Here is a 23,324-nt window from a genome sequence, read left to right as displayed (position 1 = left end):
ACATTTATTGACACTATGTTCACATTCTCATGCGCGCTGACTCAGAAACATTGACCGAAAAGGTCACCTCAAAAGCCAACTGGCCCGTGGCGTTATGTGCGGGTTTATTAGGTATCGGGCAAAACGGCCTGCTGGTGATGCTCCCGCAGCTGGTGACCCTGACCGGGCTGTCGCTTTCGGTCTGGGCCGGGCTGTTGATGTTTGGATCCATGCTCTTTTTACCGGCCTCGCCCTGGTGGGGACGCCAGAGCGAGCGGCGGGGATGTAAGGCCGTGATGGTGGCCTCGCTGAGCGGCTATCTGGCCAGTTTCGCCGTCATGGCGCTGGTGGTCTGGGCGATGGCGGCCGGAAGGCTGGATACCGTCTGGGGACTGGCGGGACTGATTCTTTCACGTCTGCTTTACGGACTGACGGTCTCGGGGCTGGTGCCTGCGGCCCAGACGTGGGCTATTCAGCGTGCGGGGCTGGAGAAAAGAATGGCGGCGCTGGCGACGATAAGCTCCGGCCTCAGCTGCGGACGTTTGCTCGGCCCGCCGCTGGCGGCGCTGATGCTCAGCGTCAGCCCGGTGGCGCCGCTCTGGCTGATGGCGATCGCGCCGTTAATCGCGCTGCTGCTGGTGCTTCGCGAAGCCGCAGACCCGCCGCTGCCGCCGGTAGCGCACCAGGCGACCCGCCTGCAGGCCTCCATGCTGCCGTTCCTGCTTCTGGCGCTGCTGCTGGCGGCGCTGGTCAGCCTGATGCAGCTTGGCCTGTCACCGCATCTTAGCCCTCTGCTGGAGGGCAACGCCCGGGAGATCAGCCATCATGTTGCGCTTCTGCTGAGCCTGGCCGCGCTGGCCACGCTCGCGGCGCAGTTTCTGGTGGTCCGCCCGCAGCATTTCACCCCGGTGACGTTGCTCTGCATCGCGGCGGTGTTAATGGTCGCAGGGCTTGGGCTGATGACTGTCGCCGGTTTAACGCTGTTCTACGTGGGGATTGTTATCACTTCACTCGGGGCGGCGATGGCCACGCCGGGCTACCAGCTGCTGCTGAACGACAGGCTGACCACCGGGAAAGGCGCGGGCGTTATCGCCACCAGCCACACGTTAGGCTACGGCGTCAGCGCGCTGCTGGTGCCTGTGGTGACGCGCTTTTACGGCGAGCAGTCTTTGACGGTGGCCGCATGGGGAATGGCAGTGCTGTTTTTAGCGTTGAGCATAGGGGTACGGTCAACCGAGCGGACCCCTTCCGAAAAGCCTTAATGGATCTGGCGGGAGGAATGGCCGCCAGACTCCTCATTTTGCCGCAGACGCTGGAGCGGATCCTGCTGATAAAACTGACAGAAACGCTGCCACAGCGCCGGGAAGCGGGGCGCGAAAAGCTCGGGCGCGCTGAAGAAATACTCCGAGAGCACCGCAAAGCACTCGGCCGGGTCGGTTGCCGCATAGGCGTCAATGCTGGCCGCGCTTTCGCCCACCAGGTCTATTTCATCCTGAATGTTATCCATCGCCGCGTGCAGATCGTGCTCCCAGCCCGCCACTTCGCGAAGTGGGATCAGCGGTACTCCGCTGGCGCGATCGCCGTTGCGGGTATCCAGCTTATGCGCCACTTCATGGATAACCAGATTAAAACCGGACGCATCGAACGAGTCCTGAATGTCGAGCCAGTTCAGGATAATCGGCCCCTGCTGCCAGCTTTGTCCGGACTGCACCACGCGCTGGTTGTGCACCAGCCCGATGTCATCTTCCCACTCGTCATCGACGATAAAGGGAGCCGGATAGATCAGCACTTCGTGGAAGCCGTCCAGCCACTCGATACCCAATTCCAGCACCGGCAGACAGAAAAGCAGGGCGATGCGCGCGTTTTTCAGGGGATCGAGTTCGAAACCCTGCAGTGGAACCAGGCGTTTTTGCTGTAAAAAACGATCCGCCAGCTGAACCAGTTTCGCTTGTTCATCCGGCTTAAGATTAGCCAGAACAGGGATCGTCAGCGCGTCATTCCATGGCAGCGCCATATCCCGGCCAGCTTCATTCGTTTTCCAGGGCCACTTTATCATCGCTTTGCTCGCAAACTCGTCACTTGAACAAAAATGGGAAAGTCAGGTTCGGTTAAGATGCCAGAAAATCGCTCACTGCGACAATTCCAGCCTGAATAAACTATCATTCGTACGTAGCGGTGGGTAGCGGTTTACGGGCATCACCTTCATTTTGTGAAGTCTGTCGTAGCCTGCATCCACCGGTCTGGTGAAGAAATCAGTACGGTATTGAAAAGATGAGCGATTTCAAAGGTAACAAGCAGAACCTGCCCAGCCGGGCGTGCGCGCACTGCCAGCGGCCCATGACGTGGCGCAAGAAGTGGGCAAAATGCTGGGATGAGGTCAAATACTGTTCCGAGCGCTGTCGCAGGAGCCACCGTTGACCGAACTGCGCCTGATCCTGGGCGATCAGCTTAATCCGCACCATAGCTGGTTTGATGCCTGCAATCCGAATGTCATTTACGTGATGCTGGAGCTGCGGGCCGAAACCGCGTACGTGCTTCACCACGCTCAGAAAGTGATCGCCATTTTTGCGGCCATGCGCGCGTTTGCCTCTGCGTTAAAGGAGAAGGGGCATCGGGTGAGGTATGTCCGGCTCTCTGACAACTCAAACCGCGGCGCGCTGGAAGACAATCTTAACGCGCTTGTCGCGCATTACGGCGCCGACAGGGTGATATGGCAGGAGCCCGACGAATGGCGCCTGGATACGCAGCTGCAGGCGTGGGCGAAAGCGGCGTCCGTCGAAACGGCCTGCGTCAGCAGCGAGCATTTCTTCACCACCCGTGAACAGGTGAGCGCGTTCTTTGCGACGCGCAAAAGCTGGCGAATGGAGTACTTTTACCGGGAAATGCGTCGTCAGCACGGCGTACTGTTAACCTCAGAAGGCGAGCCGGAAGGGGGAAAATGGAATTATGATGCTGAAAATCGCAAGCGCTGGTCCGGCGAGCCGCCCGCGCCGGACGACTCGCGTCCGCGCCACGATTATTCAGCCTTATGGGCGGAGATCCAGCGCTGCGGCGTAAACACCTTCGGTGAACCGCAGGCCGGGAATTTTAGCTGGCCGCTCAACCGTTCGGAAGCCAAAGCCAGGCTGGATGAATTTATCGCTCACGTGCTCCCGCAGTTCGGCGCCTGGCAGGACGCGATGCACGCTGAGGAGCCTTTTCTGTTCCACTCGTTAATTTCGTTCGCGCTGAACACCAAAATGCTTAATCCGCGGGAAGTGGTGGCTGCCGCCCAGCAGGCATGGCGTTCGGGCCATGCGCCGCTGCCAGCCGTTGAAGGGTTTATCCGACAAATTCTCGGCTGGCGGGAGTACGTGCGTGGGATCTACTGGTCGCAGATGCCGGGCTATCGGGAGCTGAATGCCTTAGACCAGCACGCCCCGCTGCCGGACTGGTTCTGGACCGGCAGGACGCAGATGCGCTGCCTGGCGCATGCGATTGGGCAGTCGCTCACCGAGGCTTACGCCCACCATATCCAGCGCCTGATGGTCATCGGGAACTTTAGCCTGCTCAGCGGCCTGTCGCCGCAGGCGGTTCATGAATGGTATCTGGGGGTCTATATTGATGCCTTTGAATGGGTGGAGCTGCCCAATACCCTCGGAATGAGCCAGTTTGGCGATGGCGGATTGCTGGCCAGTAAGCCCTACGTCTCGAGCGCGTCGTACATTCACAAGATGAGTAATTACTGTCAGGGGTGCCGGTATCAGCACACCCAGCGTACCGGAGAGCTGGCGTGCCCCTTCAATGCCCTTTACTGGGATTTCTTTGCGCGCAACCAGGCGCGTCTGGGTAACAATCCCCGCCTGGGCATTGTCTTTAAACAGCTTGCGGACATGAAGGAAGAGGAGCGGCAGGCCATTGCCGATCGCGCCGGGTATATTCGCCTGCATCTCAACGAGCTCTGATGTATTTCACCACCGCGCCGGTTGCGGTGGGTCAATAAGACGCTATTATTTTTGACTTTGTTGCGTATTCCCTGACAGGACATCCAGACGCTATGCCCGTGAATTTTGACCTTAACGATCTTTATGCTTTCAGAGCGTTAGTGGAATACGGTAACTTCCGTGTCGCTGCTGAATCTATCTGCTTATCCCAGTCGGCGCTGAGCCGCAGGATTGAAAAGCTGGAAGCCGCGCTGGGAAACCGGCTGTTTGACCGTACCACCCGCCGCGTGTCCTTAACGTTATACGGGCAAAACTTTGCTGAACGCTCCGCGCAGCTGCTCGACAACGTTGAGTCAATGCTGGCGGATGTCGATAAGGTCAGCGAAGAGCGGACGGGGCTGATCACGGTTGCCACGGTGCCGTCCGCGGCCTGTTACTTTATGCCCGATGTGATCCGTCGTTTTCAGTCTCGCTATCCGCGGGTTCGCATTAAGCTCATCGACAGCAGCGCGGGGAATGTGATTGACGCCGTGGCCCGAAGCCAGGCTGATTTTGGTATCTGCTTCGCAGGAAACCTGCCGTCTGACATCGAATTTTTCCCGCTGGTGGAGGATGTCTATGTTGCGGCGTGCCGGAAGGATCACCCCCTGGCGCAGAAGAGTCACCTGACGTGGCAGGCCTTTTACCAGCAGGATTATATCTCCCTCGATAAAACGTCAGGTAACCGTAACCTGCTCGATCGGATGCTGGGGGATATCGTTCCCGAACGCCCCAGCGTCTGCGAAACGCGCCACGTTACCACGATGCTCGGTATGGTAGAGGCGGGGATCGGCATTGCTGCCGTTCCCGCCATGTCGATGCCGACGTCAGAGCACACGCTGCTGACGCATCTGCCGCTGGTGGCGCCGGAAGTGAAACGCACCGTGGGGCTTATCCGTCGCCGGGGGCGCATCCAGTCCTACATTGCGGCTGAACTGGAAAAGCAGATCACCGAGCAGTATCGCCGGACGTAACGGGGATCATCCCGGTCTTCTGGATGACGGCCCTGGAGGGCGGTGAGGCGAGATAGGTCAGCAGCGCTTTCCCCTCCGCGGGATGTTCTGCGTGACGGGTGACCGCACCCGCGAAGCGCGTGATGTACTGCAGATTATCCGGGATTTTCCCGATAAAGGTGACGCCCTGAACCGGCAGCAGCTCGCTGACCTGCTGGAAACCGACGGCGTATTTTCCTTTCGCCACTTCTGAGGCGACCGGGATACGCTCGACCATTGTCGCTTTACCCGCCACTTCTTTTTCGATCCCCATTTTTTTGAACAACGTCTGGCTGACGTACCTGCCGCTGGCGCTGTCAGAGTAGGCGATGGAGCTGGCCTGCAGCAGCGTTTTACGCAAAGCCGACTCGCTGCTGATATCAGGGACATCCGCCCCTTTTTTCACCACCATGCCAACGGGGGAGTCCGCAAGTTCGGTTCGCGAACCCGGCTGGGTCTGGCCGACTTTTTCGAGCTTCTCCAGCGCATCGCCCACCATAATCACCACGTCGGCTTTCTCGCCGCGCGCCAGTCGGTTTGGGATCGCCTGCGGCGTAGCGCCCATTGAGGGGCCGGGGATAATCACGATTTTATCCCCGCTCCGGCGTTCATAGTCCGGGGCCAGCTTTTCCAGGGCGGCCTTGAAGCCGCCTGAAATCATGACCTTCACGTCCTGGGCACAGGCATTAACGCTCAGGAGCGTCAGCACCAGCGCGCTGGCGGTAAAGCGATAGGTGCGTTTCATACTGCCCCCTGTGACTTGACGGTGTTTTGCAGCGATACCGCGCGGCGGCGGTAGAGGTAGAGCGTGGCCAGCAGGGCGCACACGGCAGCGAAACTCATCCAGTAGCCAGGCGAGGCTTTGTCACCGGTGTATTCAATCAGCGCGGTGGACATGACCGGGGTAAAGCCGCCAAAGACCGCTGTTGCCAGGCTGTAAGCCAGAGAGAACCCCGCCACGCGCACTTCAGCAGGCATAATCTCCGTCAGGGCCGGGATCATCGCGCCGTTGTACAGGCCGTAAAGGAAGGAGAGCCACAGCAGCACGCTCAGCATCATGGAGAAGCTGGGCGCGCTCGCCAGCAGCGTCAGGGCGGGGTAGCTGGTCGCCAGCGCCAGCAGGGCCATGGCAATCAGCACCGGCTTGCGCCCGAAGCGATCCGACAGCGCGCCGCCCACCGGCAGCCAGATGAAGTTAGAAATCGCCACCAGGAGCGTGACCAGCAGGCTGTCCGAGGCGCTGAGCATCAGCACCTTTTTGCCAAAGGTGGGGGCGTAGACGGTGATCAGGTAGAACGCGGTGGTGGTCATCGCCACCATCAGCATGCCTGCGACCACCACCTGCCAGTTGCCTAGCAGCGTTTTAAAGACCTGACGCATCTCCAGATGCTGGCGGCGCGCGCTGAACTCTTCCGTCTCCTCCAGCTTGCGGCGCAGGAAAAAGATAAACGGCACGATTAAGCAGCCGAACAGGAACGGGATGCGCCAGCCCCATTCGCGAATGGCGCTCTCCTCCATCAGGGCATTCAGGGCAAAGCCCATCGCCGCAGCGACCATAATGGCGACCTGCTGGCTGCCGGACTGCCAGCTGGTGTAAAACCCTTTGCGGCCCGGCGTGGCGATTTCAGCCAGATAAACCGAGACGCCTCCAAGCTCCGCACCGGCGGAGAAGCCCTGCAGCAGACGGCCCGTCAGCACCAGCAGCGGCGCCCACAGACCGATGCTTTGATAAGAGGGGATAAGCACAATCAGGAACGTCCCCGCCGCCATGATGGAAAGCGTGACGATCAGCCCCTTTCTGCGACCTACCTTGTCGATATATGCGCCAAGCACGATGGCGCCTATTGGACGCATCAAAAAGCCCGCGCCGAAGACGGCGAAGGTCATCATCAGCGACGCAAATTCACTGCTCGCCGGGAAGAACGTGTGGGCGATGTAGGTGGCATAGAAGCCGAACAGAAAGAAATCGAACTGCTCAAGAAAATTGCCGGACGTCACGCGGAGTATGGCGCCCGCTTTCGAGCGTACGGTTGCAGGTGAGGTTGAGGAAAACATGGTTATCTCCAGTTTATTGTTGACGTTTTACGCGTCTGTTTTTGAAAACTGGATCAGGATGAGGAAATAGATAAGCGCAAATGCCGCATCGGCTGATGCACGTTTTGCATGAATAGCCTTCGCGGGATCAATACAATTAATGACAACAATAACTTAACAATTGATTGATTTTTTATTCACCACTTTTTGCTAAGTGGCTGATATCACGGTTTTGTGACATGACGCAGGCGCATGTCTGTCTGCGACTGCCGGGCAGCGTTGCGCCACCCGGCCTGTCTCAACTTAGCGCTGTGAACAACCCGCGCACTGTTTGTTCTGGATCTGCTGGAAGAAATCGTTGCCTTTGTCATCCACCAGGATAAACGCCGGGAAGTTCTCGACTTCAATTTTCCAGATGGCTTCCATTCCCAGTTCCGGATACGCGACGCATTCCAGGCTCTTAATGCTGTTTTGCGCCAGCACCGCTGCCGGGCCGCCAATGCTGCCCAGGTAGAAGCCGCCGTGCTTATGGCAGGCGTCGGTCACCTGCTGGCTGCGGTTGCCTTTCGCCAGCATGATCATGCTCGCGCCGTGGGATTGCAGTAAGTCCACATACGAGTCCATACGGCCCGCCGTGGTCGGGCCGAGTGAGCCAGAGGCGTAGCCTTCCGGCGTTTTGGCCGGGCCTGCGTAGTAGATCGGATGGTCTTTAACGTACTGCGGCAGCTCTTCACCGTTGTCGAGCAGCTCTTTCAGCTTCGCGTGGGCAATATCGCGCGCCACGATGATGGTCCCGTTCAGCGACAGGCGGGTAGAGACCGGGTGCGCGGAAAGCTGCGCCAGGATCTCATTCATCGGCTTGTTCAGATTGATGCTCACCACGTCGCCTTCACCCTGCTGACGCAGTGATTCAGGAATATACTGACCGGGGTTGTGTTCCAGCTTCTCAATCCAGATCCCGTCGCGGTTGATCTTCGCTTTAATGTTGCGGTCTGCGGAGCAGGAGACACCCATGCCGATTGGGCAGGAGGCGCCGTGGCGCGGCAGGCGGATCACGCGGATATCGTGGGCGAAGTATTTACCGCCGAACTGCGCGCCGAGGCCGAGGTTCTGCGCTTCCTGGAGCAGTTCCTGTTCGAGCTGAACGTCGCGGAACGCCTGGCCGTGTTCGTTACCTTCCGTCGGCAGCGCGTCGTAGTAGCGCGTGGAAGCGAGCTTCACGGTTTTCAGCGTGGCTTCCGCTGACGTACCGCCTATCACAAACGCGATATGGTAAGGCGGGCAGGCCGCAGTGCCCAGGGTGCGCATCTTCTCAACCAGGTAGTTTTTCAGCTTCGCCGGGGTGATCAGCGCTTTGGTTTCCTGATAGAGGTAGGTTTTGTTGGCAGAACCGCCGCCTTTTGCCATGCACAGGAATTTGTATTCGTCCCCGTCCACGCTGTAGAGATCGATCTGCGCGGGCAGGTTGGTGCCGGTATTTACCTCTTTATACATGTCCAGCGCCGCATTCTGCGAGTAGCGCAGGTTATCTTCAATGTAGGTGTTATACACGCCCTGGCTCAGCGCCGCTTCGTCACCGCCGCCGGTCCAGACGCGCTGGCCTTTTTTACCCATGATGATCGCGGTGCCGGTATCCTGACAGGTTGGCAGCACGCCTTTTGCGGCAATTTCAGAGTTACGCAGGAACTGCAGGGCAACGTATTTGTCGTTCTGGCTGGCTTCCGGGTCGTTGAGAATGGCGGCAACCTGCTTCTGGTGGGAAGGACGCAGCATAAACGCGGCATCGTGGAAGGCCTGCTGCGCCAGCAGGGTCAGGGCTTCCGGCTCCACTTTCAGCACTTCCTGACCGTCGAATTCGGCAACGGAGACGTGCTCTTTGGTCAGCAGGTAGTATTCGGTGTCGTCATGGGAAAGAGGGAAGGGGTTCTGGTAGAAAAACGGTTTATTTGACATAGCGTATTGCTCCACAAAAATAAAACCGCCGGAGGAGAAGTCCGGCGGTCAGGAATCAGAACATCATGGACATCCACGGATAACCAATCAGCAGCAGGGCCGCCAGGAAGATGGCACCGAAGATGGTGCCGAGGCGCCAGTAGTCTTTGGTTGGCAGGTAGCCGCTACCGTAGTAAATCGGGCTTGGGCCAGTACCGTACGGGGTGATGATCCCCATGACGCCCAGCGAAGTTACCATCAGCAGAACGAACACTTCCATATTCATGCCCGGGATGGTGGAGGCGATGGTCAGCATCGCTGGCAGCAGCGCCGTGGTGTGCGCGGTGGTGCTGGCAAACAGGTAGTGCAGCAGGTAGAACGCCAGCAGCAGGACGACGGTCGCCACGCCCGGAGAGATACCGCTCATTAACAGACCGCCTTCTTTACCTAACCAGCTGATAAAGCCGGTAGAGGAGAGGCCATCCGCCAGTGCCACCAGGGTGGCGAACCAGACGAAGGTGTTCCATGCGGCCTTGTTACCGGTGATATCGTTCCACTCCAGCACGCCGGTCCACAGCATCAGACCGACGATGAGCAGGGCCGCCATGGCAGGCTCAATCCATGCGGCAGCGAAGATCCACATCAGCAGCGCGCAGCATACGAACACCAGCAGCAGAATTTCATTGCGGGACAGTTTGCCGAGTTTTTCCAGCTCGCGGGTCGCCCACAGCGGCACTTCGTTATTCACTTTGACTTCAGGTGGGTAGAACCAGTAGGCCAGCAGCGGCATGGTCAGAATCAGCAGGATACCCAGCGGCAGGAAGGCGAGGAACCAGGTGCCCCAGGAGATATCAATCCCAACCGTACTTTTCACCAGCGCCAGGGCCAGCAGGTTTGGCGCGAGGGCGGAGAGGAACATTGAGCTGGTGATACAGGTTGCGGTGATCGCCACCCACATCAGGTATGAACCAATTTTACGCGCGCTTGGGTCATTAGGTTTTGAACCGTACAGCGGCGGCAGGTTAGCGATAATCGGGTAGATGGTCCCGCCGCTGCGCGCGGTGTTGGACGGGGTGAACGGTGCCAGCAGCAGGTCCGCAAACGTGATGGCGTAACCGAGCGTCAGGCTGCGACGGCCGAGGTACTTCACCAGAATCAGCGCCAGACGGCGGCCGAAGCGGGTTTTGTCATAGCCAGCGGCGAACATAAAGGCACCGAAAATCAGCCAGACGGTAGAGTTACCAAACCCGCTCACCGCCCACTTAAAGGAGGCGCCCGCCAGCTTGAATTTCGGGTCAGCCAGCTGATCGGGGCTGAACAGCACCCACTGGCTGCACAGGGCGATGGCAACCACGCCGGTCAGGCCGATCACCGCACCCGGCAGCGGTTCGAAGATCAGACCGACGATCACGCCGACAAAGATGGCGAAGTAGTGCCATGCGTAAGGCGGCAAGCCTTCAGGAACGGGAACAAACAGCAGCAGTACGGCGACGATGACGGGTAGCGTCATCATCAGCAATCGTTTTGCGTTTCCATTTGATGCCTGGTTCGCCACAGGGGGCGTTACAGCAGTTTTTGTATTCATAGTTTCACGTCTTAAGTTGTCAAAAATTCGGTCGCACTGAAAAAGCACTTTCTTAAGTTTCTTTGCTTTTTTTAGTTATTAAAGGTGCTTTCCTGTATTTTCAGTAATAGCGATTTAACGCGTTTTAGTGTGCGTTAAATTAAAAAATGATGATGTTTTTATATTGCGCTTTTGAATGCCATAACTATTGATCGCGATCAAAAAAATAGAATTGCAGCGTTATTTTTATGCTTTTATTAACAACCACTCTGGCGTATGTGGTTATTGCCTGTTTTTTGCGTGTTTTTTATCATTTTTTTAACAAGATAGATTTTGGTGTGATTGTAATATGTTGTTTTTATTGATTTTGTGTGTCTTAAGGTGAATTGGTTTTACCATTCATATTTTAACGGTTTTTAAATTATTGTGAATGACTGAATTACAATCGCTAACACCAATGTGTTATTTGTGTTATCGCAGGGATTAAATAGTTTTTTAACTAACGTAATAACTTTAGAAACTAAAAAAATCATTATATTAATATCATGACATCGGCAAATAACGACGAAATAAAAAATCAATCCGATAACGAATTCTTAATTTTTAAAAGTTTGGAGTTTCTATTATGAGCACTAACGAACGCATTCTTAGCCCCTTCACATTACCGAATGGCACTGAACTGAAAAACCGTTTGTTAATGGCCCCTATGACAACCTGTACCGGCTATTTTGACGGCACAGTCACCAGCGAGCTGGTGGAGTACTATCGGGCCCGTTCCGGCAGCATTGGCACCATCATTGTGGAGTGTTGCTTCGTCGACGATCTCGGTCTCGCCTTCCCGGGTGCCATCGGTATTGATAATGACGAGAAAATTGCCGGGCTGGCGAAAATCGCGGAGGCCATCAAATCCAAAGGATCTAAGGCGCTGCTGCAGATCTACCACGGCGGCCGCATGGTCGATCCAAAACTGATTGGTGGCCGTACCCCGGTTGGCCCGAGCGCCGTAGCCGCGCCGCGTGAAGGTGCCGCAACGCCTGTCGCCCTGACCGCAGAAGAAGTGGAAGGCATGATTGGCAAGTTTGGTGAGGCGGTGCGCCGCGCCATCCAGGCCGGTTTCGACGGCGTGGAAATCCACGGGGCGAACACCTATCTGATTCAGCAGTTCTACTCCTCGAATTCAAACCAGCGCGACGACGAGTGGGGCGGCAGCCGCGATAACCGCGCGAAGTTCCCGCTGGCGGTGCTGGACATTACCCACAAAATGGTGCGCCAGTACGCGGACGACGCGTTTATTATTGGCTACCGCTTCTCCCCTGAAGAGATGGAAGTCCCGGGCATCCGCTTTGACGACACCATGTACCTGCTGGAAAAACTGGCGGCGCGCGGCGTGGACTATCTGCACTTCTCCGTCGGCGCAACCCTGCGTCCTTCCATTGTCGACACCCAGGACCCAACTCCGCTTATCGAAAAATACTGCGCCATGCGTTCTGAAACGCTGGCGCAGGTTCCGGTCATGGGCGTGGGCGGCGTGGTGAATGCTTCCGATGTGAATGAAGCGCTGGACCACGGTTACGACCTGATTGCCGTTGGCCGCGCCACCATCGCTTATCCGGACTGGACCGACCGCATCGCGGCCGGCGAAAGCCTGGAGCTGTTTATGGACAGCACCAAACGCGAAGAGCTCAGCATTCCTGAACCGCTGTGGCGCTTCTCGCTGGTGGAAGCGATGATCCGCGACATGAGCATGGGCGAATCCAAATTCAAACCGGGTACCTTTGCTGAGAAGGTGCAGGATGACGCTAACGAACTGGTGATTAACGTCAGTCTGGAAACCGACCGCATTGCGGACATCGAACTGGCCTCCGGCCCGAGCGAAGACGTTGAGTTTGTAACCAGCTTTGAAGAGATCCGTACCCGCATTCTGGACGCCAATACCCCGCACGTGGATGCCATCACCGGCGCAACCAGCCAGAGTGAAGCGGTGAAGAAAGCGGTCTCTAAAGCGATGCTGAAATCCAGCAAAGCGCTGGCCGCGGAAGAGGGCGTTGATCCGAACGAAACCCGCAGCGTGGACGTGGTCGTTGTCGGCAGCGGCGGCGCCGGTCTGGCGGCGGCGATTCAGGCTCACGACGAAGGCGCGAGCGTGCTGATTGTCGAGAAAATGCCGACCATCGGCGGGAACACCATTAAAGCCTCTGCCGGTATGAACGCCGCCGAAACTCGCTTCCAGCGCGTGAAGGGCATTCAGGACAGCAAAGAGCTGTTCTATCAGGAAAGCCTGAAAGGCGGCGGCAACAAGAACAACCCGGAACTGCTGCGCCGCTTCGTCGAGAACGCGCCGCAGGCAATTGAGTGGCTGGCCACGCGCGGCATCATGCTGAACGACATCACCACCACCGGCGGGATGAGCATCGACCGTACTCACCGTCCAAAAGACGGTTCAGCGGTGGGCGGCTATCTCATCAGCGGCCTGGTGCGTAACGTCAACAAACGCAACATCGAGGTGATGCTGGATACCTCCGTCAGCGACATCATCTTCGAGAACGGTGAAGTGACCGGCGTACGCCTGACTACCGAAGAGAACGAAACCGTCACCGTGGCAACCAAAAGCGTGATTGTCGCCACCGGCGGCTTCAGCGCCAACAGCCAGATGGTGGTGAAATACCGTCCTGATCTGGAAGGGTTCGTCACCACCAACCACAAAGGGGCAACCGGCGGCGGCATCGCGCTGCTGGAGCGCATCGGGGCGGGTACCGTGGATATGGGCGAAATTCAGATTCACCCAACCGTAGAGCAGAAAACCTCGTACCTGATTTCCGAATCCATTCGCGGCGGCGGGGCGATTCTGGTCAATCAGAAAGGGGAGCGCTTCTACAACGAAATGTCGACCCGCGATAAAGTCTCGGCGTCAATCATCGCGCTGCCGGAGAAATACGCATACATCGTATTTGACGAGCACGTACGTGCCAAAAACAAAGCCGCTGATGAGTACATCGCGAAAGGTTTCGTGACCAGCGCCAGCTCGCCAAAAGCCCTGGCTGAGGCGCTGGGTATGGATCACCACGCTTTTCTCGCGACGCTGGAACGTTACAACGGCTTCGTTGAAAAACAGCACGATGATGATTTTGGCCGTACCACCGCGCTGCGTGCGCCTATCAACGAAGGGCCGTTCTACGCCATTCAGATTGCACCGGGCGTGCACCACACCATGGGCGGCGTGACCATCAACACCGAAACCTGCGTGCTGGACAGCAACCACAACGTGCTGCCAGGGGCGTTTGCGGCCGGTGAAGTGGTAGGCGGGATCCACGGCGGTAACCGTATCGGCGGTAACGCAGTGGCAGATATCATTATTTTTGGTACGCTTGCAGGACATCAGGCGGCTATGCGTTCGAAAAAGCAGTAAGACCCCTGTGTTGTAGGCCGGATACGCCCAGCGCTATCCGGCATTTTCCCCGGCGGCGCGGTGCCTGCCGGGGCTACATCTGAGGAATACAGCCATGCCTGATAGCCATCGCGTTTACAGCTACTCCGCCGTCCTGATGGGCTCACCCATTCTCCTGAAACTCTTCTCCCACGACGAAGCCCTCGCGTCCCGCGTGTTTCGCCTGATCAAACAGTACGAAGATCTGCTCACCGTTAACCGCGCGCACTCGCAGGTGATGGACATCAACCATGCGGCTGGCCAGCATCCGGTTACCGTCAGCCGGCCGGTGTTTGAGCTGATCCGCTGTGCCAAAGCGGCAAGCCTGTTCAGGGACAGCGCCTTTAACCTGGCGATAGGTCCGCTGGTGAAGCGCTGGAAAATTGGCTTTCAGGGGGACAGCGTTCCGCCTGCCGATGAAATCGCGTCGCTGCTGGCGATAACCCGTCCTGAGGATGTTCTTCTTGATGAGGCCAGCAGCAGCGTGTTTCTGACCAGAGCGGGGATGGAGATCGATCTGGGGGCCATTGCCAAAGGCTATATCGCCGACAGGGTGCGTGATTACCTGCATAAAGAGGGCGCTGAGCTGGGGCTGATCAACCTCGGCGGAAACATTCAGACGTTAGGCTCGCCGGAAGGGGGCTGGAGCGTGGGGCTGAAAAAACCGTTCGCCGGTGATGCGCTGATCGGCACGATGACCGTAGAGAACCTCTCCGTCGTGACGTCGGGAACGTACGAGCGCTACTTTGAGCAAAACGGCAGGCGCTATCACCATATTCTCGATCCGCGCACCGGGTATCCGCTGGACAACGAGCTGGACAGCGTAACGATTGTTTCGAAGGACTCCATCGACGGCGATATCTGGACCACGCTGATGTACGGCATGGGCGTCGAAAAAGGCTGCGCCGCCCTGCGCGCGCGCCCCGATATTGAAGCTATCTTTGTGACCAAAACAAAAGAAGTGGTGTTCTCTTCAGCACACCACTTCCGCTTTACCCTGCTGGATAACGACTACCGCGTTACTGACAGTATTGCTTGAGCAGGCCGGTCTGCTCCGGCTGGAGACGGTAGCGATACACCGGACGTCCGGTGGCACCGTAGTGAATGCTGGTGAACAGAATATTGATTTGTGCGAGCCAAATCAGGTACTTGCGGCAGGACACGCGGGAGATATTGACCGCGCTTGCCAGGTCATCGGTAGAAAATTCCGTCTCCGGGTGAGCGTCAATCCACTGGCAAATCGTGCGCAGCGTTTGCGGCGTTAACCCCTTCGGCAGCTTTTTACTGTCCGCCAGTTCCGGCGCCCCGCCGTGGATCAGCCGGTCGACGTCGGCCTGCTCATAATACTGGTGCGAACCCATCAGGCTATGCTTTGCCTTCCAGCCGTTCAGCGCCTCTTCAAAGCGTGGGAACTGGAACGGCTTGATCAGATAATCCACCACGCCGTAGTGGATGGAGGTCTGGATCGTGGCGGCGTCGGCAGCCGACGAGATCATAATCACATCGATTGGGCGACCGGATGCGCGAATAACGGGCAGCAGATCCAGCCCGTTATCCTGCTGCATATAGACATCCAGCAGCACCAGGTCGACAGGCTGCCCGGGGTTATTAATGATGGCCTCGGCCTGGTTTAGCGTGGAGGCGACGCCGCAGCAGCTAAAACCATCAACACGGTTGACATACAGACGGTTGAGGTCGGCTACCATGGCGTCATCATCGACAATTAATACATTTATCACGCGATATTCCTCTCGCTATCCCAGGGGATGTGAACAAAAAATTGGGTAAATACGCCTGGCTCAGACTCGACGGTGATATCGCCGCCGAGGTTCTGGATTTGCTGGCGAGCAAGGAACAGCCCAACGCCGCGGTTTTCACCTTTTGTTGAGAAGCCCTTTGTAAAAATAGCCTCCAGCTGAGCGGGTTCAATGCCGGGGCCATCGTCGCTGACTTCGCAGCTGAGCCAGCCATTCTGATAATGCAGCAGCAGGCCGATCTCACCTTCCTGCTGTCCTTCCATCGCGTCGAGCGCGTTTTCAATGAGGTTACCCAGCACGGTGATCAGCACCGCGACCTGCTCTTCGCTCGCGGTATCCGGTATCTGGCATTCATCCGCCAGCGTCAGGGTTACGCCCGCTTCTTTCGCCCGATTGATTTTACCCAGCAGGAACCCGGCAATCACCGGGGATTTTACCTTGCTCTGTATCGTGCCGATATCCGTCTGGTAATTATGTGCCGTCTGAATGATGTACTCTTCCAGCTTGTCGTAGCGCTTCATGTGCAGCAGGCCCAGGATCACGTGCAGTTTATTCATAAACTCGTGCGTGTGGCTGCGCAGGGCGTCGACGTAGTTAACCATGCCATCAATACGCTGCATCAGCTGGCTGATTTCCGTTTTATCACGGAAGGTGGTGATGGCGCCGATCACCCGATCCTGACTTTTAACGGGCACCATGTTGCACAGCAATAGACGCCCGTTACAGCTGATCTCCTGATCCTGGCGCGCGACGCCCGTCTTTGAGACTTCGCGCAGGCTGGCCAGCAGGGGGGCGCTGGCGTTTTCGGTCTGCTTGCCGGAAGGGAGAAGCAATATTTCTCTGGCGGTCTGGTTGATCATCGTCACGCGCCCGTGAATATCGACGGCCAGCACCCCCTCGCGAAGCGACTGCAGCATCGCCTGACGCTGTTCGAACAAGGCGGAAATTTCGTAAGGTTCGAGCCCGAACAGGATGCGTTTCAGTACCCGCACCAGACCCCAAATCGCCATGGAGCTCATAAAAATACTGAATAAAATGGTCCAGACGGCGTTTAGCCGCCCGCGAGCGATCTGCTCTTCAACCTTTTTCAGGGAGATACCTACCGCCACCACGCCGATCTGCTCGTGCTGGCCGTCGTAGACTGGGGTGAAGACGCGAAGCGCTTCGGCGAGCGCACCCCGGTTTACCGATACGTTCTCTTTGCCTTCAAGCGCGGGAGTTAAATCGTCACCGATAAAATGCAGCCCCAGCAGCGCCTCGTTCGGGTGAGAGTAGCGGATCCCGCGCATATCGGTGACCACGGTGAACAGCAGATCGTTTCGTTTCGTCACCGCCTGGGCGATGGGCTGAATAATATTCTCCTGCGGTGCCTGCATCAGGCCGCGCTGGATCTCCGGGCTGTTGGCCAGCGTTCTGGCAATACCCAGAGCCGTATCTTTTACATCATCGCGGGTCGCCCGGGTGATTTGTACGGAGTAGAGCGCAAAGACCACCAGCAGCACAGAGGCAATAATCGCGCACACCATCAGCGTGACCAGGGTGTTCAGCTTCATGGGGCGCTTGCGCGTCGGAAGGAAAGGCTGCAAATCGCTCATCAACACTCCGCGATGATTAAGAAAGGGGTAATTATCGCCGATGACGCGCTTTTCTTAAAGCCATGTAAAGGCGTGGATTTGGTCCTCTTTTCGTGACCCTCCTCGCAGGTCATCTATATAAAACACTTTATAGTGTGTGGGTACTCATAATAAGGAGGCTGTTTATGAGCGTTATGCTTACCGGTTCGGTCAAGGAAAGACGGCACGCCAGCACGATGAATATTGATAGATTGTCCACGCTGGACATGCTGAAAGTCATTCACCAGGATGATGCACTCATTTCTGCTGCGATTACCCCCTGTTTAAATATTATTGCCCGCGTGGTGGACAACGCCGCCGCGACGCTCAGCCACGGCGGTCGCCTGATTGTCGTTGGCGCGGGGCCGTCAGGGCGCGTAGCGCAACAGATTGCCGATGAATATGCGCCGGGCAAAACCCCTGTGATGGCCGTTACGGCACAAGAAGGGGAAGGGAGCTACGAGCGCGGCGTTGCCGATCTGCAGGCCATCAAGTTTGGTGAACACGATATGATGCTGGCCGTGACCGTCAGCGGAAAAACGCCGTGGGTCTGGGGGGCAATGCGCCATGCGTGGTCGCTGGGTTCACCGGTCGCTATTGTTACCGGTGATGCGCAAAGCGAAGCCGCGCAGCTGGCGAGCATGGTTATCGCTCCGGAGCTGGGGGCCGACGTCGTCGCAGGCTATATCAACACCAAAGCGGGGATCGCGCAAAAAATGATCCTCTCGATGATTGCCACCGGGCTGGCCGTCCGAACCGGACGGGTTTACAGCAACCTGCGCGTGGATCTTGAGGCAAGCACGACCAAATGGGCTGAACGGCAAATCGCCATTGTGATGGAAGCAGGGGGATGCACACGGGCCGAGGCAAAAGCCGCGCTGGAGAGCTGTAACCATAACTGTAAAACGGCGGTGTTGATGGTGCTGACAGGGCTGGATGCATGGAAAGCCCATGAGCTGCTGGCGCAGAATAACGGGTTTATCCGCGTGGCGCTGCAGGAAGCGCCGTAATAGAGATAGTGAAGAAATAAAAAAGGCCGCAATTGCGGCCTTTTTTATTTTGGGGATTAGAACTGGTAAACAATACCCATAGCAAACTGATCGTCAGTTGCGTTGCCAGTGATGGCACCGTCTTCTTCGTCCAGCAGGTTAAATTTATAGGCTGTATAAACGTTCATATTTTTATTGAAGTAGTACCAGGTACCCACTTCAATATAATTTACGCGGTCAGCGTCAACGCCTTTATAACCATTGCGGGCATACAGGTCTTTACCCTGTGAGTATACGTAGCCCAGGGATGGACGCAGACCAAAGTCGAATTGATACTGAACAACGGCTTCCACGTTTTGGGTTTTATTGGCGAAGGCATTGTATCCAACTTTAGTCATATTACGGGTTTCACCGTACATCACCGCAGCATAAACGTTGTTTGCATCATATTTTGCAGACAGAGACCAAACTTCCGCTGTATCGCCATAACCGTCAGCAGTCTGCTCATCGGTACGGTCGGATTTACCATACACGCCAACGAAACCAAAGCCATCAATGTTATAATTCACAGACATGCTGTAACCATCACCATTCGCTTTGAATTCATTGCGGTTATCGTTTTTACCCTGGTACTGTACAGCAAAGTTAAGACCTTCAACCATGCCGAAGAAATCGGTGTTACGGTAAGTCGCAACGCCGTTGGTACGCTGTGTCATAAAGTTATCAGTGGCAGCCCATGAGTCTCCGCCCCATTCAACCAGCATATCGGTATACGCCGCGCCGTCATAAGCCACGCCGTAATTGCGGCCATAATCGAATGAGCCGTAGTCTGCGAATTTCAGACCCGCGAAGGCCAGACGTGTACTTTCGTCCTGCTCACCTTCAGGTGTGCTGGCGTCGATGTTATATTCAAACTGGCCGTAACCGGTCAGTTCGTTATTGATCTGTGTTTCGCCTTTCACACCAAAACGGGCATATGAAGTATCTTCATTTTCACTGTTGCTTGTGTCAGTGTCCGACCAGATGCGTTCACCTACCATCTTGCCGTAGAAATCAACTTTGTTGCCGTTTTTGTTGTACATTTCAGCCGCATTGGCTGCGCCTGCCATTAATAACGCGGGTACCACAATTGCCAGAACTTTTCTTTTCATTATATATTCCCTTCAAACATAATTTATATGAATATATGTAATCACCCTCCGCAATTACAGGCTTGATACTATTCCAGGAAGTGTTATTTAGTTTCAAAAATAAATGTAATTAAATCCTATGAAATATTGCTAAATATTTCTATTAATCTCTTTATTTTTCTGGTGAATTAATTCATTGAATTTATATGGTGTAATTATTATTAAGTATTTCGTGGTTCTATTTTTAAATTGATTTAATTCGGCTATGTTATAATTGATTCTCTTTTAAACATCAGGATATGACGATGGAACTTGCCCGGTGGCAGCAGCGATTTGAGCGCTGGCTTGAGGAAAACCACAGCACCGACGATACCGCACATGATATTTCGCATTTTCGTCGGGTCTGGATGACGGCGCAAAAAATCATGGATCACCAGGCGGTGGAACCGCTGGTGATCCTGACCGCATGCTATTTCCACGATATTGTCAGCCTGCCGAAAAACCATCCCGAACGCAGCCGGTCGTCACAGCTGGCAGCACGCAAGTCGGGGGATATTTTGCACCGCGACTTCCCGGACTTTCCGCCTGAGCATATTGCCGCCGTTGCGCACGCGATTGAGGCGCACAGCTTCAGCGCCGGGATTGCGCCACAGAGCATGGAAGCCAAAATTGTGCAGGACGCAGACCGGCTGGAAGCGTTAGGCGCTATCGGCCTGGCGCGCGTCTTTGCCGTCTCGGGCGCGCTGGGCGTGCCGCTTTTTGATGCAGACGATCCCTTTGCCGATGCGCGTATTCTTGATGACCGTGCGTTTGCCCTCGACCATTTTCAGACCAAGCTGCTGCGATTGCCTGATACAATGCAAACGGAAATGGGCCGCGAGCTGGCACGTCACAATGCCGATTTCCTGATCCAGTTTATGGCGAAACTCAGTGCCGAATTACACGGCGACTGCATCGGGCTGGATAGCCAGGTGTTGAGCCGCTTCCGTCGCAGTTTGCGCAACTGAACTGTGGTAATCTGTTTCCAGTCTTTACTCTCCGGTTAAAAGAATGCAGGAAAATCGATCAGTGACAGAGCCCGCGCCCGAGCAGGCTGAGAAATCAACGGCAACGGTGCAGGCGTTGCTGCGCCAGCTGTTGGATATCTATGATGCTAAAACGCTGGCCAATCTGCTGGTGGCGCACGGCGAGAGCCACTGGAGCCCGGCGATCCTTAAGCGTCTGCTGACCAGCGAACGCGCAGGGCGTCGCCTGAGTGAAGGCGAGTTTCGTTATCTGCAAAACCTGCTTCCGCGTCCTCCTGCCGCGCATCCGAACTATGCCTTCCGCTTTATCGATCTGTTCGCCGGTATCGGCGGCATCCGGCACGGTTTTGAAGCTATCGGCGGACAATGTGTGTTTACCAGCGAGTGGAACAAACATGCCGTCCGGACCTACAAGGCCAACTGGTACTGCGATCCGCACGAGCACCAGTTCAACGCGGATATCCGCGATGTCACCCTGAGCCATAAAAGCGGCGTGAGCGATGAACACGCCGCCGAGCACATTCGCCAGACGATCCCGGCGCATGACGTGCTGCTGGCCGGCTTCCCGTGTCAGCCCTTCTCGCTGGCCGGTGTCTCCAAAAAGAATGCCCTTGGACGCGCCCACGGCTTTGCCTGCGATACCCAGGGAACGCTGTTTTTTGATGTGGCGCGCATTATTGACGCCCGTCGCCCGGCCATCTTTGTGCTGGAAAACGTCAAAAATCTAAAGAGCCACGACGGCGGAAAAACCTTCCGCATTATTATGCAGACCCTGGATGAGCTGGGTTATGACGTGGCCGACTCGCAGGACATGGGCGCGGACGATCCCAAAATCATTGATGGGAAACATTTTCTGCCCCAGCATCGCGAACGTATCGTGCTGGTGGGTTTCCGCCGCGATCTCAATCTCAAGGGGGATTTCACCCTTCGTGATATTCCGTCTTTGTATCCCGAGCGTCGTCCTACCGTTGCCGATCTGCTGGAACCTGTCGTTGACGCGAAATTTATCCTTACCCCGGTGCTGTGGAAATACCTCTACCGCTATGCCAAGAAGCATCAGGCGAAGGGCAACGGCTTCGGTTTTGGGATGGTAAACCCCAACGATCCGCACAGCGTGACCCGTACGTTGTCCGCTCGCTACTATAAGGATGGGGCAGAGATCCTGATCGACAGAGGCTGGGACAAGGCGCTCGGTGAAAAAGATTTCGACGATCCGCACAACCAGCGTCACCGTCCGCGACGCTTAACGCCGCGGGAATGCGCCCGGTTGATGGGATTTGAGACCCCGCAGGGCTACCGCTTCCGCATTCCGGTTTCGGATACCCAGGCGTACCGCCAGTTTGGTAATTCGGTGGTGGTTCCCGCGTTCGCGGCCGTGGCAAAACTGCTGGCCTCGCGCATCAGACAGGCGGTGGCACTCCGTCAGGGTGAGGCCGTCAATGACGGATGTTCACGATAAGGCCACGCGCAGCAAAAATATGCGTGCCATCGGCACGCGTAACACCGCCATCGAAAAGCGCCTGGCCGGGCTGCTGACGCAGGCGGGGTTTGATTTCCGCGTGCAGGATCCCGCGCTTGCGGGTCGCCCGGATTTCGTCATCGACGCCTGGCAGTGCATCATCTTTACCCACGGCTGTTTCTGGCATCACCACGACTGCTACCTGTTCAAAGTCCCCGCGACGCGCACCGATTTCTGGCTGGATAAAATTGGCAAGAACGTCGAGCGCGACAGACGGGATCTCACCGCGCTGATTGCGCAGGGCTGGCGGGTGCTGATCGTCTGGGAGTGTGCGCTGAGAGGCAGATTAAAACTGAACGATACCGATCTGACCGAGCGGCTGGAGGAGTGGATCTGCGGCGGCGGCCAGACCGCGCAGATCGACACGCAGGGTATTCACTTGCTTACGGTTTCTCCACCTCGCAAGGCGTGACCACCGGTTTTGCGGGCAGTAAATATTTGCCCAGGGTGACCAGCACGACGGCAAAAACAATCACTCCTAATGCCAGCCATTCAACGGAAGAGAGCGTTTCTCCCCCCAATCCCGTCCCGAGCAGCACGGCCACGACCGGGTTGACGTAGGCATAGCTGGTGGCGACAGCCGGGGAGACATTGCGGATCAGGAACATATAGGCGTTAATGGCGATGATGGAACCAAACAGCGCCAGGTAGCCTACCGCCAGAAAGCCCGACAGCGGCGGCAGGGTCGTCAGCTTTTCTCCCGTCAGCGTGGAGGCGAGCAGCAGTACAATCCCGGCGGCGAGCATCTCAATCGCGCCCGCCATCATGCCGGTCGGCAGTTCGATACGCGAACCGTAGACGGAACCAAACGCCCAGCTCATCGAGCCAATCAGAATGATGATTGCGCCCCACGGATTCCCGCTCAGGTTACCGCCGCTGTTCAGCAGAATGATGCCGGCAAGGCCAATACCAATCCCCAGCCATTCCAGCTTGCGGGTGCGGATACCGAAAAGACGGCTAAAGCAGAGTGTAAACAGCGGTACGGTGGCAACGACCACGGCGGCGATCCCGGACGGTACGTTCTGGTGCTCGGCAATCGTTACAAACCCATTCCCCACCGCCAGCAGCAGCAGGCCGATCAGGGCGGCATTCAGCATCGGGCGCAGCGGGGGAAGCTTATGCCCGCGCAGCAGCAGGAAGGCCAGCAGCAGCACGCCAGCCGAGAGAAAGCGGACGCCCGCCATCATCAGTGGCGGCCAGCTTTCCACGCCGATGCGAATGACAAAGTAGGTTGAGCCCCAGATGATATACAGCGAAAAGAGTGCCCCAATGAGCGGTAGCAATTGCCGGAAACGCATAATCCCTCACGACGAAATAAAAAGGTCGCTGATAGTAAACGCGAAAACTATCTCGCTGGCGAGCCCTTTAATTGTGTAGCTGATGTGAATTTTTTGTTGACGTGAG

19 protein-coding genes are annotated in these 23,324 nt (G+C 56.5%); 10 read left to right on the top strand and 9 right to left on the bottom strand.

The features are described 5' to 3' along the window. Positions 1–29: 29 nt before the first annotated feature. Entirely contained in the window at positions 30–1,241 is a 1,212-nt protein-coding gene (locus NI40_RS14270) for an MFS transporter (protein ID WP_039263801.1), read from the top strand. Here the strand turns inward: NI40_RS14270 and mtfA are convergent. Then, positions 1,238–2,035: a DgsA anti-repressor MtfA gene (mtfA, locus tag NI40_RS14265; protein WP_039263800.1), complete on the bottom strand. Its 798-nt coding sequence runs from the start codon at positions 2,033–2,035 to the stop codon at positions 1,238–1,240. The two genes, NI40_RS14270 and mtfA, sit on opposite strands and share 4 nt — an antisense overlap. A 215-nt stretch (positions 2,036–2,250) precedes the next feature. Here mtfA and NI40_RS23060 point away from each other — a divergent pair, with 215 nt between their 5' ends. The 3 genes from NI40_RS23060 to NI40_RS14255 all read left to right on the top strand — a co-directional run bounded on the left by NI40_RS23060 (position 2,251) and on the right by NI40_RS14255 (position 4,915). Next, a complete protein-coding gene (locus NI40_RS23060; protein WP_071789391.1) occupies positions 2,251–2,397 on the top strand; it encodes a DUF2256 domain-containing protein in 147 nt (48 codons plus the stop codon). After that, complete coding sequence (locus NI40_RS14260) at positions 2,394–3,923, top strand: cryptochrome/photolyase family protein (RefSeq protein ID WP_127353289.1); 1,530 nt, start codon at positions 2,394–2,396, stop codon at positions 3,921–3,923. Before NI40_RS23060 ends, NI40_RS14260 begins: the two co-directional genes overlap by 4 nt. 92 nt (positions 3,924–4,015) lie before the next feature. Further along, entirely contained in the window at positions 4,016–4,915 is a 900-nt protein-coding gene (locus NI40_RS14255; RefSeq protein ID WP_045142985.1) for a LysR family transcriptional regulator, read from the top strand. Here the strand turns inward: NI40_RS14255 and NI40_RS14250 are convergent. The 4 genes from NI40_RS14250 to NI40_RS14235 form a co-directional block, all read right to left on the bottom strand. Then, positions 4,890–5,678: a substrate-binding domain-containing protein gene (locus NI40_RS14250; protein WP_039263796.1), complete on the bottom strand. Its 789-nt coding sequence runs from the start codon at positions 5,676–5,678 to the stop codon at positions 4,890–4,892. The two genes, NI40_RS14255 and NI40_RS14250, sit on opposite strands and share 26 nt — an antisense overlap. Then, positions 5,675–6,988 carry an MFS transporter gene (locus NI40_RS14245; RefSeq protein ID WP_029741700.1) on the bottom strand — a complete coding sequence of 438 codons (1,314 nt, stop codon included), beginning with the start codon at positions 6,986–6,988 and terminating at the stop codon, positions 5,675–5,677. The genes NI40_RS14250 and NI40_RS14245 overlap by 4 nt, the downstream gene beginning before the upstream one ends. Positions 6,989–7,270: 282 nt before the next feature. Then, entirely contained in the window at positions 7,271–8,920 is a 1,650-nt protein-coding gene (gene fumA / locus NI40_RS14240) for a class I fumarate hydratase FumA (RefSeq protein WP_039263795.1), read from the bottom strand. Positions 8,921–8,975: 55 nt separating this feature from the next. Then, the gene (locus NI40_RS14235; RefSeq protein WP_192828553.1) at positions 8,976–10,484 is read right to left on the bottom strand and encodes an anion permease; all 1,509 of its coding nucleotides are present in this window, start codon (positions 10,482–10,484) and stop codon (positions 8,976–8,978) included. Between the two features lie 604 nt (positions 10,485–11,088). Here NI40_RS14235 and NI40_RS14230 point away from each other — a divergent pair. After that, a complete protein-coding gene (locus tag NI40_RS14230) occupies positions 11,089–13,869 on the top strand; it encodes a flavocytochrome c (protein ID WP_039263793.1) in 2,781 nt (926 codons plus the stop codon). 94 nt (positions 13,870–13,963) lie between these two features. Next, entirely contained in the window at positions 13,964–14,926 is a 963-nt protein-coding gene (locus tag NI40_RS14225; RefSeq protein ID WP_039263792.1) for an FAD:protein FMN transferase, read from the top strand. Here NI40_RS14225 and dcuR read toward each other — a convergent pair. Together dcuR and NI40_RS14215 are read right to left on the bottom strand one after the other, a co-directional pair. Next, positions 14,907–15,626: a two-component system response regulator DcuR gene (gene dcuR, locus NI40_RS14220; RefSeq protein ID WP_033145914.1), complete on the bottom strand. Its 720-nt coding sequence runs from the start codon at positions 15,624–15,626 to the stop codon at positions 14,907–14,909. The genes NI40_RS14225 and dcuR overlap by 20 nt on opposite strands. After that, the gene (locus NI40_RS14215) at positions 15,623–17,239 is read right to left on the bottom strand and encodes a sensor histidine kinase (protein WP_039263791.1); all 1,617 of its coding nucleotides are present in this window, start codon (positions 17,237–17,239) and stop codon (positions 15,623–15,625) included. Before NI40_RS14215 ends, dcuR begins: the two co-directional genes overlap by 4 nt. A 164-nt stretch (positions 17,240–17,403) precedes the next feature. Here NI40_RS14215 and NI40_RS14210 point away from each other — a divergent pair, with 164 nt between their 5' ends. Further along, positions 17,404–18,267: an N-acetylmuramic acid 6-phosphate etherase gene (locus NI40_RS14210; RefSeq protein ID WP_033145912.1), complete on the top strand. Its 864-nt coding sequence runs from the start codon at positions 17,404–17,406 to the stop codon at positions 18,265–18,267. 56 nt (positions 18,268–18,323) lie between these two features. On the opposite strand, the gene NI40_RS14205 is transcribed toward NI40_RS14210, so the two are convergent. Continuing rightward, positions 18,324–19,397 (bottom strand): porin, encoded by a 1,074-nt coding sequence (locus tag NI40_RS14205; protein WP_039263790.1) that lies wholly within the window; start codon positions 19,395–19,397, stop codon positions 18,324–18,326. A 284-nt stretch (positions 19,398–19,681) separates the two neighbouring features. Here NI40_RS14205 and NI40_RS14200 point away from each other — a divergent pair, with 284 nt between their 5' ends. From NI40_RS14200 to NI40_RS14190, 3 genes are all read left to right on the top strand, one after another. Further along, complete coding sequence (locus NI40_RS14200) at positions 19,682–20,383, top strand: phosphohydrolase (protein WP_039263789.1); 702 nt, start codon at positions 19,682–19,684, stop codon at positions 20,381–20,383. Between the two features lie 61 nt (positions 20,384–20,444). Further along, entirely contained in the window at positions 20,445–21,860 is a 1,416-nt protein-coding gene (locus NI40_RS14195; protein WP_039263788.1) for a DNA cytosine methyltransferase, read from the top strand. Next, the gene (locus NI40_RS14190; RefSeq protein ID WP_039263787.1) at positions 21,841–22,332 is read left to right on the top strand and encodes a very short patch repair endonuclease; all 492 of its coding nucleotides are present in this window, start codon (positions 21,841–21,843) and stop codon (positions 22,330–22,332) included. The genes NI40_RS14195 and NI40_RS14190 overlap by 20 nt, the downstream gene beginning before the upstream one ends. Here NI40_RS14190 and yedA read toward each other — a convergent pair. Further along, entirely contained in the window at positions 22,304–23,218 is a 915-nt protein-coding gene (gene yedA, locus NI40_RS14185; protein ID WP_039263786.1) for a drug/metabolite exporter YedA, read from the bottom strand. The two genes, NI40_RS14190 and yedA, sit on opposite strands and share 29 nt — an antisense overlap. Positions 23,219–23,324: the final 106 nt, after the last annotated feature.

The organism is Enterobacter sp. E20 (assembly GCF_000801755.2).
GTDB classification, from domain to species: domain Bacteria; phylum Pseudomonadota; class Gammaproteobacteria; order Enterobacterales; family Enterobacteriaceae; genus Enterobacter; species Enterobacter asburiae_B.
Note: the sequence above shows the minus strand (reverse complement) of the source record. Positions and strands in the feature narration are given on the sequence as shown.

Bases quoted from the DNA above. Each gene is read 5' to 3' on its own strand.
- NI40_RS23060 (WP_071789391.1), top strand. From the start codon at position 2,251: ATGAGCGATTTCAAAGGTAACAAGCAGAACCTGCCCAGCCGGGCGTGC.
- NI40_RS14255 (WP_045142985.1), top strand. From the start codon at position 4,016: ATGCCCGTGAATTTTGACCTTAACGATCTTTATGCTTTCAGAGCGTTA.
- NI40_RS14245 (WP_029741700.1), bottom strand. From the start codon at position 6,988: ATGTTTTCCTCAACCTCACCTGCAACCGTACGCTCGAAAGCGGGCGCC.
- NI40_RS14205 (WP_039263790.1), bottom strand. From the start codon at position 19,397: ATGAAAAGAAAAGTTCTGGCAATTGTGGTACCCGCGTTATTAATGGCA.
- NI40_RS14270 (WP_039263801.1), top strand. From the start codon at position 30: ATGCGCGCTGACTCAGAAACATTGACCGAAAAGGTCACCTCAAAAGCC.
- NI40_RS14235 (WP_192828553.1), bottom strand. From the start codon at position 10,484: ATGAATACAAAAACTGCTGTAACGCCCCCTGTGGCGAACCAGGCATCA.
- NI40_RS14190 (WP_039263787.1), top strand. From the start codon at position 21,841: ATGACGGATGTTCACGATAAGGCCACGCGCAGCAAAAATATGCGTGCC.
- NI40_RS14210 (WP_033145912.1), top strand. From the start codon at position 17,404: ATGAGCGTTATGCTTACCGGTTCGGTCAAGGAAAGACGGCACGCCAGC.
- NI40_RS14200 (WP_039263789.1), top strand. From the start codon at position 19,682: ATGGAACTTGCCCGGTGGCAGCAGCGATTTGAGCGCTGGCTTGAGGAA.
- mtfA (WP_039263800.1), bottom strand. From the start codon at position 2,035: ATGATAAAGTGGCCCTGGAAAACGAATGAAGCTGGCCGGGATATGGCG.
- NI40_RS14230 (WP_039263793.1), top strand. From the start codon at position 11,089: ATGAGCACTAACGAACGCATTCTTAGCCCCTTCACATTACCGAATGGC.
- NI40_RS14215 (WP_039263791.1), bottom strand. From the start codon at position 17,239: ATGAGCGATTTGCAGCCTTTCCTTCCGACGCGCAAGCGCCCCATGAAG.
- NI40_RS14225 (WP_039263792.1), top strand. From the start codon at position 13,964: ATGCCTGATAGCCATCGCGTTTACAGCTACTCCGCCGTCCTGATGGGC.
- NI40_RS14250 (WP_039263796.1), bottom strand. From the start codon at position 5,678: ATGAAACGCACCTATCGCTTTACCGCCAGCGCGCTGGTGCTGACGCTC.
- fumA (WP_039263795.1), bottom strand. From the start codon at position 8,920: ATGTCAAATAAACCGTTTTTCTACCAGAACCCCTTCCCTCTTTCCCAT.
- yedA (WP_039263786.1), bottom strand. From the start codon at position 23,218: ATGCGTTTCCGGCAATTGCTACCGCTCATTGGGGCACTCTTTTCGCTG.